13 protein-coding genes and 1 pseudogene are annotated in these 14011 nt (G+C 68.6%); 13 read left to right on the top strand and 1 reads right to left on the bottom strand.

Annotation, left to right across the window (positions count from 1 at the left end; translation table 11 throughout):
- The first annotated feature begins 121 nt into the window (after window positions 1-121).
- The 4 genes from KBZ33_RS01325 (at window position 122) to KBZ33_RS01310 (ending at window position 6028) form a co-directional block, all read left to right on the top strand.
- Window positions 122-1093 carry a fatty acid desaturase gene (locus KBZ33_RS01325; protein ID WP_254949518.1) on the top strand — a complete coding sequence of 324 codons (972 nt, stop codon included), beginning with the start codon at window positions 122-124 and terminating at the stop codon, window positions 1091-1093.
- Window positions 1094-1104: 11 nt separating this feature from the next.
- Window positions 1105-2136, top strand: a complete 1032-nt coding sequence (locus tag KBZ33_RS01320; RefSeq protein ID WP_254949519.1) for an alpha/beta fold hydrolase — start codon at window positions 1105-1107, stop codon at window positions 2134-2136.
- A 43-nt stretch (window positions 2137-2179) separates the two neighbouring features.
- On the top strand, window positions 2180-3427 hold the full coding sequence (glnT, locus tag KBZ33_RS01315) for a type III glutamate--ammonia ligase (RefSeq protein ID WP_254949520.1): 1248 nt from the start codon (window positions 2180-2182) through the stop codon (window positions 3425-3427).
- Between the two features lie 633 nt (window positions 3428-4060).
- A complete protein-coding gene (locus KBZ33_RS01310) occupies window positions 4061-6028 on the top strand; it encodes a glycosyltransferase (RefSeq protein WP_254949521.1) in 1968 nt (655 codons plus the stop codon).
- Between the two features lie 14 nt (window positions 6029-6042).
- On the opposite strand, the pseudogene KBZ33_RS01305 reads toward KBZ33_RS01310, so the two are convergent.
- Window positions 6043-6210: pseudogene (locus tag KBZ33_RS01305) on the bottom strand (winged helix-turn-helix transcriptional regulator); the annotation flags it as partial.
- A gap of 239 nt (window positions 6211-6449) precedes the next feature.
- Between KBZ33_RS01305 and KBZ33_RS01300 the strand changes: the two are divergent.
- From KBZ33_RS01300 to KBZ33_RS01260, 9 genes are all read left to right on the top strand, one after another.
- Window positions 6450-7517, top strand: coding sequence for an alkene reductase (locus KBZ33_RS01300; RefSeq protein WP_254949522.1), 1068 nt, complete (start codon window positions 6450-6452; stop codon window positions 7515-7517).
- 1 nt (window position 7518) lies between these two features.
- Window positions 7519-8037 (top strand): NADPH-dependent FMN reductase, encoded by a 519-nt coding sequence (locus KBZ33_RS01295; protein ID WP_254949523.1) that lies wholly within the window; start codon window positions 7519-7521, stop codon window positions 8035-8037.
- A 13-nt stretch (window positions 8038-8050) separates the two neighbouring features.
- Window positions 8051-8743, top strand: a complete 693-nt coding sequence (locus KBZ33_RS01290) for a pirin-like bicupin family protein (protein ID WP_254949524.1) — start codon at window positions 8051-8053, stop codon at window positions 8741-8743.
- Window positions 8744-8813: 70 nt separating this feature from the next.
- Complete coding sequence (locus tag KBZ33_RS01285; protein ID WP_254949525.1) at window positions 8814-9179, top strand: hypothetical protein; 366 nt, start codon at window positions 8814-8816, stop codon at window positions 9177-9179.
- A gap of 13 nt (window positions 9180-9192) precedes the next feature.
- Window positions 9193-9621, top strand: a complete 429-nt coding sequence (locus KBZ33_RS01280) for a Hepatitis C virus core protein (RefSeq protein ID WP_254949526.1) — start codon at window positions 9193-9195, stop codon at window positions 9619-9621.
- A 107-nt stretch (window positions 9622-9728) separates the two neighbouring features.
- Window positions 9729-11897: a glutamine synthetase III gene (locus KBZ33_RS01275; protein WP_254949527.1), complete on the top strand. Its 2169-nt coding sequence runs from the start codon at window positions 9729-9731 to the stop codon at window positions 11895-11897.
- A 137-nt stretch (window positions 11898-12034) separates the two neighbouring features.
- Window positions 12035-12301: a DUF3136 domain-containing protein gene (locus KBZ33_RS01270; protein WP_254949528.1), complete on the top strand. Its 267-nt coding sequence runs from the start codon at window positions 12035-12037 to the stop codon at window positions 12299-12301.
- A 110-nt stretch (window positions 12302-12411) separates the two neighbouring features.
- The gene (locus KBZ33_RS01265) at window positions 12412-12831 is read left to right on the top strand and encodes a tellurite resistance TerB family protein (RefSeq protein WP_255011401.1); all 420 of its coding nucleotides are present in this window, start codon (window positions 12412-12414) and stop codon (window positions 12829-12831) included.
- A complete protein-coding gene (locus KBZ33_RS01260; protein ID WP_254949530.1) occupies window positions 12828-13976 on the top strand; it encodes an NAD(P)/FAD-dependent oxidoreductase in 1149 nt (382 codons plus the stop codon). The genes KBZ33_RS01265 and KBZ33_RS01260 overlap by 4 nt, the downstream gene beginning before the upstream one ends.
- Window positions 13977-14011 lie beyond the last annotated feature (35 nt).

Genomic DNA, 14011 nt, shown 5'->3' with positions numbered 1-14011 from the left:
GGTAACCGTGCCCACCAGGCGCCAGGCCCGGGGCAAATGTTCACAACGGACGGTGGCGGGCGGACCGCGAGCGGGACAGTGGACCCTGGTCTTCCACCTCCACAGGCCAGCTGCCCCCTCCGTGACCGCCTCACCCTCCTCCGCGCCACCAGCGACCGGCCCCGGAGCCGCCGCGCCGTTGCTGTCAGGCCCCCTGTTGCAGCGTCTCAACGAGCGCCGCAATGGGCCCGGTTGGCGGCAGCTCGGCTGCCATCTCACGCTGCTGGCGGTTGGAGCCTTGCTCTGGGGCTTCCCTGCCTTGCCCGAGCTGCCCAGCCCGGCCCTCTGGGCCCTGCGGCTGGTGGGTCTGCTGCTGCTGGGATGGGGCCTGGCCTTCGGATTCTGCGCCATGCATGAGTGCGGTCACCGCACCGCCTTCGCCAGCAAGGACGCCAACGACGCCTTGGCCTGGTGGGCCGGTGTGCTGAGCTTCTACAACGCTGATTACTACCGCCGCTACCACCAGTGGCACCATCGCTTCACCCACCAGCCGGGTCTCGATCCCGAGCTGGAGCAGGCGCCCGCCAGCACCCTGGGCGGTTACCTGCTGGAGCTCAGCGGCCTGCCCTGGTGGATCGGCAAGATCCGGGGCCACGCCGCCGGCCTGCGCGGTGACTTCGGCGGCAGGCCCTACATCCCCGCCGAGGCCGCGACGGCGGTCACCGGCTCGATCCGGCTGCAGTTCGCCGTTTACGCCCTGCTGCTGGCGGCCTCCCTCTGGCAGGCCAATGGCGCCCTGTTCTGGTTCTGGCTGCTGCCCCTCGCCGTCGGCCAACCCCTGCTGCGTTTCGTGCTGCTGGCCGAGCATGGCGGCTGCAGCACCGGCAGCGACGGCCTCAGCAACACCCGCACCACCCTCACCTGGGCGCCGCTGCGCTGGCTGATGTGGGAAATGCCGTTCCATGTCGAGCACCACCTCTACCCCTCCCTTCCTTTTCACGCCCTCGCCGAAGCCCACGGCCATCTGGCCCCCCATGAAGTGCACCTCGATCCGGGTTATCTGGCCGTGCATCGCACCTTCGTACGCGACCCCGCCCGGCTGGCCCTCCCCTGAGTCCCGATCCCTTGCCACCCACCCTTGCTCCCCCGCGCCGCTTCGCGCTAGGGGATGTCCCCCTCGCCGGTGGGGGATGGCTGCCCGCCGCTTGGCTCGATTACCGGGTTTATGGAACCCTGGCCACGGACTGCTCCAACCTGGTGCTCTACCCCAGCTCCTATGGCGCCTGGCCCGAGGACATCGACTGGGTGGTGGGTCCGATCCTCGATCCGGAGCGCTGGTGCGTGGTGCTGGTGAGCCAGTTCGGCAACGGCCGCTCCAGCAGCCCCAGCACCGGTGCTCCAGGTCTGACGGGCGGCCGCTGGTCCGTTGATCACCGCGACAACGTGGCCGCCCAGCGCCGGCTGCTGGAGGAGGTGTTTGCGGTGACCTCCCCCGCCCTGATCTATGGCTGGTCGATGGGCGCCCAGCAGGCCTACCACTGGGCGGTGCTCGAGCCGGAGCGAACCCAGCGGATCTGCTGTGTCTGCGGCACGGCGCGCACCACCCCCCACAACCGGGTGTTCCTGCTCAGCCTCCGCCAGGCCCTCACCGCCGATCCCCACTGGGATGGACGTCGCTTCCGGGGTGCGCCGGAGCAGGGGTTGCGCACCTTTGCCCTGATCTACGCCAGCTGGGCCGCCAGCCAGCCCTTCTACCGCCGTGGCGCCCATCACCAGCTGGGTTACGCCAGCGTCGAGGCCTACGTGGAGGAGGCCTGGCTGCCCGCCTACCGCCGCCATGACCCCCACGACCTGCTGGCGATGCTGGACGTCTGGCTGGCGAACGACGTGGCCGCCGCCGCGGGGCTCGCGTCGGGGGACGCCGAAGCCGACCTGGCCGCAGCCCTCGGCCGGATCCAGGCCCGCACCGCCGTGATCGCTGGCCGCCACGACCTCTATTTCACCCCCGAGGACTGTGGGGCCGAGGCCGCCCTGATCAGCGGCGCCCATTTCGAGGTCCTGGAGTCCGACCTCGGGCACCGGGCCGGCAATCCCCGCGACGCCCCGGCTGAGCAGTGCCAGATACGGGCCGCCGTGGAGCGGCTCTGCGCCGGCTGACCGCCTCCAGGCCCCTGACTCCTCTTCCTTCTCACTCCCCCCGATGACCGATCTGGCCCGCTTCGCCGCCACCCATGGCATCCGGCACTTCCTGTTCTCGTTCTGCGATCTGTTTGGGGTGCAGCGGGCCAAGCTGGTGCCGGCCGCCGCGGCCGCCGAACTGGCCCGTTCCGGAGCCGGTTTCGCCGGTTTCGCCGCCTGGCTGGACATGACGCCGGCCGACCCGGACGTGCTGGCGATCCCCGATCCCACCAGCTTGATGGTGCTCCCCTGGCAGCACGAGGTGGCCTGGGTGGCAACGGATCTGCAGGTGGAAGGGCAGGTGCTGGAGCAGTCCCCCCGGCGGGTACTGCAGCGGCAGATCGCCAGGGCGGCCGCCCTGGGCCTGCAGTTCCGCAGTGGCGTCGAGGCGGAGTTCTTCCTGATGGACCCGGAGCGGGACGCCATCGCCGATGGCCTCGACCGGCAGTCGAAGCCCTGCTACGACCAGCTGGCCCTGATGCGGCACTACCCCCTGATCAGTGCGCTGCTGGAGGGCATGGAGAGCCTCGGCTGGGGGCCTTACCAGGCCGATCACGAAGACGCCAACGGCCAGTTCGAACTCAACTGGACCTATGCCGAATCGCTGCTGACGGCGGATCGCCATGCCTTTTTCCGGGTCATGGCCGCCGCCCAGGCCGAACGCCATGGGGTGCGGGTGAGCTTCCAGCCCAAGCCGATCGCGGCCCTCACCGGCAACGGCGCCCACCTGCATGCCTCGCTTTGGGACGAAGCGGGGCACAACGTGTTTCACGACCCGGCGGGGGAGAAGGGCCTGTCGGAACTGGCCTATCAGTTTGTCGCCGGCCTGCTGGCCCATGCCCCGGCCCTGTGCGCCCTCACCAATCCGGTGGCCGGCAGCTATCGGCGCCTGGCCCGCTCCGTCACCAGCTCCGGCGCCACCTGGTCACCCTCCTGGATCAGTTACGGCGGCAACAACCGCACCCACATGGTGCGCATCCCCGACGACCAGCGGATTGAGCTGCGCCTCGGCGACGGTGCCGCCAACCCCTACCTGCTCCAGGCCGCCGTGCTGGCGTCAGGGCTCGACGGCATTGAGCGGCGCCTCGACCCCGGCCCCCGCAGCGACCTGAACACCTATGTGCAGGCGCCGGTGGGTGCTCCCTCCCTGCCCACCTGTCAGGCCGATGCCCTGGAGGCGTTCCGCCACGACGGGCCGTTGCGGGACTCCCTGGGCGAGGCCTTCTGCACCGCCTACGAAGCCCTGGTGGCCCAGCGCCCCGATGCCTGAGATCGCCAGGGGCACGTCATCTCCGGACCAGTGGAAGATCAGCAGAACTGCCTATAGCCAGAACGCTCCAGAAGGGAGAGAGTGACTGTATCAACCAGGAGGCTCCAGTGATGGAAGAGACACCACCCGGTCAGGTTTCAGGAGTGCGTTGACGGCAGGCCCCTGCTCCAACAGTCTTGTTCCCAACAACGGTTTCCCGTTCTCTTGCAGATCACCCGATGCATCGTTCAGGTGCCCACGGGTTTATGGAAACCGGCACCTGGATGCCTCGGCCCCAGGTGCCACCGCCAGCAACTCCGACTCCGAAAACCACCTCCCGGGGACTCCCACGGATCCCCAGCCCAGCTGACCTCTTTTCGATGGCGCGTTCATGACGGAGCGGGCATCCTCGGCCTTCTTTCGTCATCACCCATCAACGGTCCCCAAGGACCTGATCGTCAGCCCCTCTGATCGTCCAAATCCACACCGACATCAGACCGATCAACACAACACAGGAACAATCCTTGTTCCACCCATGCCCGGCTCTTCTGGAAGCCGGGCTTTTTCATGGGCTCCACCGGCAGACAAGGACGGAGGCTGCGGACTCGGGCCCGTCGCAACCACCTAGATTTGCTTAACAATTGGTCAGGGTCGATGACGCGTTTGCCCTGGGCCGTGGTGCTGCTGACGTTGCTGGGGGCCAGGTACCTGCACTGGCGCGTCAGCGGAAGCCTCAACCTGGCCACCCCCCTGTCCACCACATTGAGCCTGCTGACGCTGGCGGCCGAACTGGTGCTGCTGGCCGGCTTCTTCCTGCAGCTGTGGTTCACCCTGCTGCCCGAGCGGCCCGTGCCCCCGGCGAGCCCCATCCCTGTGCCAGCGCCGGCGATCGATGTGCTGGTGCCCAGCTGCGGTGAACCGGCCGAGCTGGTGGAGCGCTGCCTGCGGGGCTGTCTGGCGATGGACTACCCGGACCTGACGGTCTGGCTGCTGGACGATGCCGGCAGGCAAGAGCTGGCGGAGCTCTGCGAGCGCCTCGGCTGCCGCTATCTCGCCCGGAAGGACCACCCCCATGCCAAGGCGGGCAACCTCAACCACGGACTGCGCCACTGCCAAGGCGATCTGGTGGCGGTGTTCGATGCCGATGTCGTGCCGCTGCGGCCCTTCCTGAGCCGCACGGCCGGCCTGTTCCGTGATCCGTCCGTGGGGTTCGTGCAGACCCCCCAGAGCTACATGAATGCCGATCCGGTGATGCGCAACCTGCGCCTGGAGCGCTGGCTGCTGCCGGATGAGGAGAGCTTCTACCGCTGGATCCAGCCCACCCGCCAGAACCTCAATGCGGTGGTCTGCGCCGGCACTTCCTTCGTGATGCGGCGCGACGCCCTGGAGCAGGTGGGGGGCTTCGAAACGGCCACCCCCTCGGAGGATCTCGCCACCGGCATCCGGATCACGGCCGCGGGCTACCGCAACCACTACCTCTCCGAAAAGCTCAGCGCCGGCCTGGCGCCGTTCACGGCCGCGGCCATGGCCCGGCAACGCTGTCGTTGGGGCAGCGGTTCGCTGCAGACCCTCCGCACCGGCGCCGACCCGCTGCGGATCCCCGGGCTCAGTCCCCTGCAACGGCTGGCCTACAGCGAGGGCATCCTGCATTGGTTCAGCTTTCCGGCCCAGCTGGTGCTGCTCTGCACGCCGCTCAGCCTGGGCCTGCTGGGGATCGCCCCAATCCTCATCGGCGGCGAGGCGCTGGTCAGCATCGCCCTGCCGTTCTTCCTCAGCCAGCTGCTGCTCACCCGCTGGCTGAGCGGCCATGCCCGCGCCGCGATCCTGCCGGAGCTCTACCGCTGGATCTTCCTGCTGCCGATCTGCGCCGCCGTGGTGTCCACGGCCCTGGGCCGGCCACGCCGGTTCAAGGTCACCCCGAAGGCGGTGACGGGCCAGGGGACCACCGGCCCCGCTGCGGGCCTGCTCCTGCCACTGGTGGTGCTGCTCGCCCTGCAGCTGCTGGCCCTGGGAAACCTGGCGCCGGGTCGGCTGCCGCTGCTGGCCGGCCAGGGGGCGGCGCTGCCGGTCACCGCCGCCACGCTCGGGGTGGTAGCGGGCTGGAGTCTGCTCAATGGTCTGCTGCTGCTGCTGGCCATCCGCAGTTGCTGGGATCGGCCCCGGAGTGATGGGACGCCCTGGTTCGCCCTGTCCCTACCGGTTCAGCTGCTCCACCAGAGGGGAGTCGAGCCAGGACGCCTGCAGGCGATCAGCGCCAGCGGCGCTGAACTCTGCCTGGCAAGCGCCGAGGCTGCCCGCGCTCTGGAGGCGACCGGGCCCCTCACCCTGGAGGGTCTGTGGCCGGATCTGACGCTGCCCTTCGTACCGATGGCCCAGCACGCCCGTGCTGTCGGCGGGACCTGGGGACCGCTCACGGCGCTGCAGCGGGATCGGCTCGAGACCCTGCTTTACCGACGCGAAGGGCTCTGGCCCACCCTGCGGGCGCCCTTCGAGCTCCGCACCCTGCCGCTGGTGTTGCTGCGAACCCTGCAGCGGATCGGGCCGGAGAGCTGGTTTCGCCGCAGCCTCATTCCCCAGCGCCCCCAGGCATTCAGACCTTCCAGCACGGGCAGCAGTGCCTGACCACGCTCGGTGAGGCCGTACTCCACCCGGGGCGGCACCTCGCTGTAGACGCGACGCCAGACCACGCCGTCGGCCTCCAGTTCCCGCAGCTGGGCCGTCAGCACCTTGTGGCTCACCCCATTCAGGGACCGCTGCAAGGCGGAGAAGCGGCGCCCATCACCACTGAGCTCACGCACGATCATCAGCTTCCAGCGTCCGCGCATCACCCGCAGGGTGAGTTCCGCCGGGCAGACCTGGTGATCACCGCTGCTGTTGAGATCCCCGAGAGTTTGTCACGGCTGGAGGGTTACCGGCGGGTGACCCAGGCACCCATCGGTGCGTTCTTGTCAGGCACGCTGCATGTCCGCCAGAGTCACTCCATGACCTTAACGATCCCTTCCAATCCAGGACCGTCCCGCTCCCCCCTGCCGGTCTGCGCACGATGAGCGACCTGTTCACCCCCCTGAAGGTGGGTTGCCTGGAGCTGCCCAACCGGGTGTTGATGGCTCCCCTCACCCGCGCTCGCGCCGAGCCTGGCCACGTCCCGGGCCCGCTGATGGCCACCTACTACCAGCAGCGGGCCAGCGCCGGCCTGCTGATCGCCGAGGCCACCATGGTGATGGAGGGACATTCGGCCTTCTGGCACGAACCCGGCATCCATTCGCCGGCCCAGGTGGAGGGCTGGCGGCTCACCACGGAGGCGGTGCACGGCGCCGGTGGGCGGATCGTGCTGCAGATCTGGCACGGCGGTCGGGCTTGCCACCCCCTGCTCAATGACGGCCGTCAGCCGGTGGCGCCGAGCCCGATCGCCATCACCGGCGACGGGGTGCACACCGCCGAGGGGAAACAGCCTTACGTCGTCCCCAGGGAGCTGGCCGATGACGAGCTGCCGGCGATTGTGGCCGGGTTCCGCTCGGCCGCTCGCAACGCCACCGCCGCCGGCTTCGACGGGGTGGAAGTGCATGGCGCCAATGGCTACCTGCTCGATCAGTTCCTGCGGGACGGCAGCAACCGGCGCAGCGGTCCCTACGGGGGAGCGATCGGCAACCGAGCCCGGCTGCTGCTGGAGGTGCTGGAGGCCGTGCAAAGCGAAGCACCTTTGGTGGGCCTGCGGATTTCCCCCCTGAACGGCTTCAACGCCATGGTGGACAGCGACCCCATCGGCCTGTCCAGCTGGTTGGCCGAACGGCTGAATGAAACCGGGCTGGACTACCTGCACGTGATGCGAAGTGACTTCCTCGGCCAGCAGACGGGTGACGTGCTCACCCCGATCCGGGCAGGGTTTGGTGGGGTGCTGGTGGGCAACATGGGCTACAGCCCCGAAGAAGCCAACGCCGCCATTGCGGCCGGCCAGCTCGATGCGGTGGCCTTCGGCCATGCCTTCCTGGCCAACCCCGACCTGCCGGAGCGGATCCACCGCGGCGCGCCGCTGCAGGACCCCGATCCGGCCACCTTCTACACCGCCGGTCCGACCGGCTACACCGACTACCCCGTCCTGGAGCCCTCCTGACATGGCCCCCGATCTTCTGGTACTCAGTGCCAGCAACGGTGACAACCTGGCACTCTCGCAACGCTTTGCCGCCGCGGCTCGCGCCCGCGGCATGGGGGCCGAGGTGCTCGACCTCACGGCCCTTCCCCTGCCGCTCTACAACCCCCGCACCCACGCCGAAGCCGGCCTTCCCGCTGCGGTCGGCACGCTCAGCCAGACCCTCGGGGCCACCCCCCGCTGGGTGATCTGCGCCCCCGAGTACAACGGCTCGTTGCCCCCGGTGCTGACCAGCGCCATCGCCTGGCTGTCGGTCCAGGGGGAGGAGTTCCGCACCCTGTTCAACGGCCGGCCGATCGCGATCGCCACCCATTCCGGCGGGCCCGGCGTGGAAGTGCTGGCCGTGCTGCGCATCCAGCTGGCCCACCTCGGGGCCCATGTGGTCGGTCGCCAGCTCTCCTGCAGCCGCCAGAATCCCGCCAAGGACAGCAGCATCGACGACATCGTGCGCCGCCTCCAGCGGATGGACCTGATCCAACCCTGACGACCCTGCCCCCATGACCCTTGTCTTCCGACCTGCCGGAGAGCGGTTCCACAGCCAGCTCGACTGGCTGGACAGCTGGCACAGCTTCTCCTTCTCCCACCATCACGATCCGGCCTGGATGGGCTTCGGTCCGCTGCGCGTGATCAACGACGACACGATCGCCGCCGGCAGCGGCTTCGGCCTGCATCCGCACCGGGACATGGAGATCGTCACGGTGATGGTGGACGGCCAGCTCAACCATCGCGATTCCATGGGCCACAGCGAGGTGCTCCGGGCCGGGGAAGTGCAGGCGATGAGCGCCGGCACGGGCGTGGTGCACAGCGAGATGAACCAGGGCGATCGCGCCTGCCGCCTGCTGCAGATCTGGATCGAACCGAGCCGGGAGGGCCAGGCCCCCTCCTACCGCCAGAAGCCTTTCCAGCTTCGCCAAGGCTGGGTGCCGCTGCTGGACCCGGACGAACGCCAGGGAGCCCTGGCGATCAACCGGCCGGTGCGCCTCTGGCGGGCACGGCCCGCTGCCGGGGACCGCCTGGATCTGGCCATCGCCCCTGGGGCCAGCGGCTGGCTGCAGCTGATTGCTGGCCAGGGGACGGCCTTCGGCCGGACGCTGCAGCGGGGCGACGGCTTGGGCTTCCCGGCGGCCCCACCCGCCAGCTTCGAGGCCGGCGCCGATGGGGCGGATCTGCTGCTGTTCGAGCTGTGCTGAGCACAGCTGGCCGGCAGCGGTGGTACCGAACCTTGCCCCGGCTCCAGGATGGGTGGAACAGCCGGATGTCATGGCCCGTTTTCTGCTCCTTTTCAGGCCCCGGCTGCCGCTGCCGCCACCCGAACTCATCGATCGGCTCGATCCCCTGATCCAGCGGTTCCACGCCGAGGTGGAGCATCGCTCACCCGCCCACCTCAGCGCCATGGTCCGGGGGGAGCACGAGAAGCTGCGGCTGCAGCTGATCGCCGATGTGCAGGCCAAGGCGGATGGTCCCGTGCTGGAACTGGTGCTGATGAGCCGGGAGGCCATGGGGGCCGGCGCGCCCCACACCAAGGAACTGTTCGAGACGCTGGTGGCGATCGCGGCCCAGGTCATGCAGGACCTTGACCTGGTGTTTCGATCCGACCGGGACGGCGCCCTGCCCGACCGCAACTGAGACAATGGCTGCGATGCAGACCCTTTTCACGACCCCTGACGCCCTCGCGGAACTGCAGCCACCACGCGGCTATCGCGTGCTGGCCTGGTTCGGACTCGTGACCAACCTGTTGGTGCTGCCGCTGGGCCTGGCGGCGATCCTTCTCTGGGGCTTCTGGAGAACGGCCAATGTCGCCATCTACACCAGCGCCGTGCTGCCCGCGGTGGCCCTGGGGGTGGTGGCCTGCATAGCGCTGCTGAAGTGGCGGCTGTGGGGCCAGGTGCTGGCGATCGTGGCCCTGTCGCTCGATCTGGCGATCGAGATGGCCTACGGCATTGTGCGGATGGCCCTGGTGGGCGAGGAGCGCCTGCTGCTGGCTGTGGTCGCCCCCCTGGCCTGGGCCCTGACCCTGGCGGCGCTGGTGTTCTGGTGCCGGCCGGCGATCCGCTCCTACCTGAGCTGAGGGGCCGCCCCGGGCCGCCGATCAACCTGGCGTTCTGTATCAACGGCACCACCGACGGCCCCCGACACAAGGATTGGATACCCCTCAGCCGAATCCAAGCCTCTCCGATGCCCAGTCCCCAACGCTTCGCCGCCCTGCAGGAGATCCACAATCGTCTGCCGGTGGTGACGCCTCCCATCGAGTCCCTCGATGATCTCTGGGCTAGCGACGTGTTCAGCCTGTCCAAGATGAAGGCAGCGCTGCCCAAGGACATCTTCAAGTCGGTGCAGCGCACCATCAGGGAAAGCGGCAAGCTCGACGTCTCGGTGGCCAACGTGGTGGCCCAGGCGATGAAGGAATGGGCCACCGGTCGCGGCGCGCTCTATTACGCCCACGTCTTCTACCCACTCACCAACGCCACCGCCGAGAAGCACGACGGCTTCATTTCGGTGCAGGGCGACGGCTCGGTGATCACCGAATTCACCGGCAAGGTGCTGGTGCAGGGCGAACCTGACGGCTCCTCCTTCCCGAGCGGCGGCATCCGCACCACCTTCGAGGCCCGCGGCTACACCGCCTGGGACATCACCAGCCCGGCCTTCCTGATGGAGACCCCCAACGGTCTCACCCTCTGCATTCCCACCGTCTTCATCTCCTGGACCGGCGAGGCCCTCGACAAAAAGACCCCCCTGCTGCGCTCCAACGCCGCCATGAACAAGCAGGCCCAGCGCCTGCTGCGGCTGCTCGGTGAAACCGACGTGGCACCCGTCAACTCCAGCTGCGGCGCCGAACAGGAATATTTCCTCATCGACAGCGCCTATGTGCCCCTGCGTCCCGACCTGCTGCTGGCCGGCCGCACCCTCTTCGGCAAGCCCTCCGCCAAGGGGCAGCAGTTTGATGACCACTACTTCGGCGCCATCCCCCAGCGGGTGCAGGTGTTCATGCAGGACGTGGAACGCCAGATGTACAAGCTGGGGATCCCTGCCAAGACGCGCCACAACGAGGTGGCGCCGGGCCAGTTCGAGATCGCCCCGTTCTTCGAGGCGGCCAACGTGGCGACCGACCACCAGCAGCTCACGATGACCATCCTTAAGAGCACGGCGCGGCGCCACGGGATGAACTGCCTGCTGCATGAGAAACCCTTCGAGGGCATCAACGGTTCCGGCAAGCACGTCAACTGGTCGGTTGGCAACGCCACCCAGGGCAACCTGCTGGATCCGGGCAGCACCCCCCACGAGAACATGCAGTTCCTGCTGTTCTGCGGTGCCGTCATCCGCGGGGTGCATAAGTTCGGCCCCCTGATGCGGGCCGTGGTGGCCACCGCCGGCAACGATCACCGCCTCGGTGCCAACGAAGCCCCGCCGGCCATCATCTCCGTCTACCTGGGCAGCCAGCTCGAGGACGTCTTCCGCCAGATCAAGGAAGGGGACGTGACGGGCTCCACCCATGCCGGCGTCATGCAGCTGGGCGTCGACACGCTGCCGGAGTTCCCCAAGGATCCCGGCGACCGCAACCGCACCTCCCCCTTCGCCTTCACCGGCAACCGCTTCGAGTTCCGTGCCGTTGGCTCCAACCAGTCGGTGGCTGGGCCCCTGGTGACCATGAACACGATCCTGGCCGACTCGCTCGCCTACGTGAGCGACCAGCTGGAGCAGAAGATGGCCGCGGGCGAAAGCCTTCCCGGTGCCGCCTTCTCCGTGCTCAAGCAGATCATGACCGACCACGGCAATGTGGTCTTCGGCGGCGACGGCTATTCCAGCGAATGGCACCGGGTGGCCGTGGAGGAGCGGGGCCTGGAGAACCTGCCCACCACCGCCGATTCCCTGCCGGTGCTGCAGCGGCCTGAAATCCGCGACCTGTTTGCCAGCCAGGGCGTCCTCAGCCCCCTGGAGCTGGAGAGCCGCTTTGAGGTCTATGCCGAGCAGTACGTGCTGGCCATCGACGTGGAGGCCAAGCTGGCCGTGCAGATCGCCCAGACCCAGATCTACCCGGCTGCCATGCGCTATCTGGGTGAACTGGCCAGTTCCCTGCAACTGCAGACGGCGATGGGCCTCCAGGTGTCCCCGGAAACCCAGCAGAGGGTCGCGTCGCTCAGCGCCAAGTCGATGGAACTGAGCAGTGCGCTCGAAAGTGCCATCAGCCAGGCCCCCCATGGCACCGTGGCGCACATGCGCTACTCCGCCGACACCCTGATGCCCCTGATGCATCAGCTGCGGGAAGCGGTCGATGGCCTCGAGGCGGTGGTCGACGACAACCTCTGGCCCCTGCCCTCCTACCAGGAGATGCTGTTCATCCGCTGAGCTCCCTACCGGTGCAGCGCGGAGGGCCCTTCGGGGCCCTTTTTTTTTGGGCCTCCCGGCGGGCGGCACCTCACGTTCTGCACGCTTGGTTCCCTTCGGCACAGTCGAGCCGTCAGGGGAGGTGCTGGAGTCGACCGATGAGCCCTCCAGCCGACCAGCTCCCCGCCGCCGACGGATCCCCCGAACTACGGGACCTCGAAGATCACTACGGCTCCTATTGCCGGGCCATGCGAATGCTGGTGCGGGAAGGCAAGAGCCTCAAAAACGTGCAGCGCACCGTGTGCTGGCAGCAGCTGGCCCGCCTGCACGACTGTCGTCCGGCCCGCTACCAGGAACCCGATGCCCTCTATCTGAAGCTGTGGCGGGAGAGCCGCAGCGGCGGGACTGCGGCCTCCAAGCGTTGAGAATCGGAGGGCGGAGCCGGGGACTCTTTCGTGGATTCGGTCACATCGGCCACTGACAGGGCCCCCTGGGGCGAACGATGACGGGTGTTCTCCTGCTGTCGACGTTGTTCATGGACGCACCTACGGCCTTCGCCGCGGTCGCTCTCGCCGCCGTCTCCTGGGATGGCGCTCTCACCATGGCGGGCACACGGGCCCTGCGCCACGCCCTGGATTACCGCGCCCCCTTCAAAGGTCGCAGTGACAAGGAGATGATCACCCTGATGGACACCCTGCTGCAGGGCCTGCGGGCCAAGGGATCGATCGGGCTGATGGAGGAAGCGGCCGCGGTGCTTGATGACCGCCAGCGGCACACGGCCTACGCCGTGGCGGCGGAGATCATGCGCTCCGACGGGCCTCTGCAGGACCAGGAACAGAAGATCCTCGCCGACCTGGCCGCCACCCTGCGCCTCGATCCGGAGGAAACCAGCAAGGTCCTCGCGGTGATGGACGTCCTCCATGCCAGCATCCTGGAGCCTGCGGTGAGCGCATGAGTTCTGCCCCCACCGGCCTTCGTATCGCCGTGGTGGGGGCCGGCAGCTCCGGCCTGCTGCTCGCCTTGATCCTGCAGCGCCAGGGCCACAGGGTCACCCTGTTTGAGCGTTCACCGCGGCTGCGCGCCGAAGGTTGCGGGATCCTGCTGGTGAAGAGCGGCGTCGAGGCGGTGGCCGCGGCCGCCATCCCTGGCCTGCTGGACGACCTGCTGGCCGGCGGCCATCCCGTGCAGCGGTTCGTCTTCCGCAACCTCAGGGGTGATCTGATCGAAGCCAGCCCGGCCGAACGGGACGCCGGCGACCTGCCGTCGCTGCTGATTCACCGCCGCGCCATCCTCGACGCTCTCTGGCGCCATCTCGATCCCGCCTGTTTCCAGGGCTGTCACTCGCTCGTCAGCTGGAGCCAGAGCGACACGGGCGTTGAGGCGCGGTTCGCCGAGGGCCCGCCATGGACGGGCGATCTGCTGATCGGGGCCGACGGGATCTTCTCCAAGGTGGCCACCCTGCTCCGCTCCGATCGCCGCTTGCAGTACCTCGGGGATCGGGTCTGGCGTGGGGTGGTGACGGACGAGAGCTTCTGCAGCAACGGGGATTTCTTCGTCTATGCCCGCGGCCGGGGCATCTACGCCAACTTCTTCGATCTGGGCCCCGATGGGGAGGGCAAGGGGCGCACCCACTGGGGCTTCTTCCAGGAGGAGGAACTCCCCGATGACCGCGACACGCGGCAAAGGCTGCTGGCGGAGGGCGTGCCCGCCACCGCCCTGGCCAAGCTGCCCGCTGACGCGGCCGCGATCATCAGCGCCACGCCTGCGGAAGAGGTGATCGCGAACTGGTCCTACGACATTGATCCCCTGCCGGCATTCGTTGCGGGGCGGGTGGCCCTGATCGGCGACGCCGCCCATGCCATGAGCTCCTCCCAGGCCCGGGGGATGACGGCGGGACTGGAGGATGCGGTGGCCCTGGCCGCCTGGCTCGCCCCTCGCGTCGCCGCCAGCCCCGAGCTGGCCCTGCAGCGCTACCAGGAGGAGAGGCTGCCGGTGGTGCACCGCTACCAGGAGCGCAGCCGCCAGGTGAGCCATCGCACGGGGCGGAAGCGCCCGCCGACCCGGGATCCCGCCGGGCCCCCTGTAGCGGAGCAACACTGAAAGATGTTGTGAAGGTGACAGTTCCGATCTGGCAC

Source organism: Cyanobium sp. Cruz-8D1 (genome assembly GCF_024345975.1).
Lineage (GTDB): Bacteria > Cyanobacteriota > Cyanobacteriia > PCC-6307 > Cyanobiaceae > Cyanobium.
Note: the sequence above shows the minus strand (reverse complement) of the source record. Positions and strands in the feature narration are given on the sequence as shown.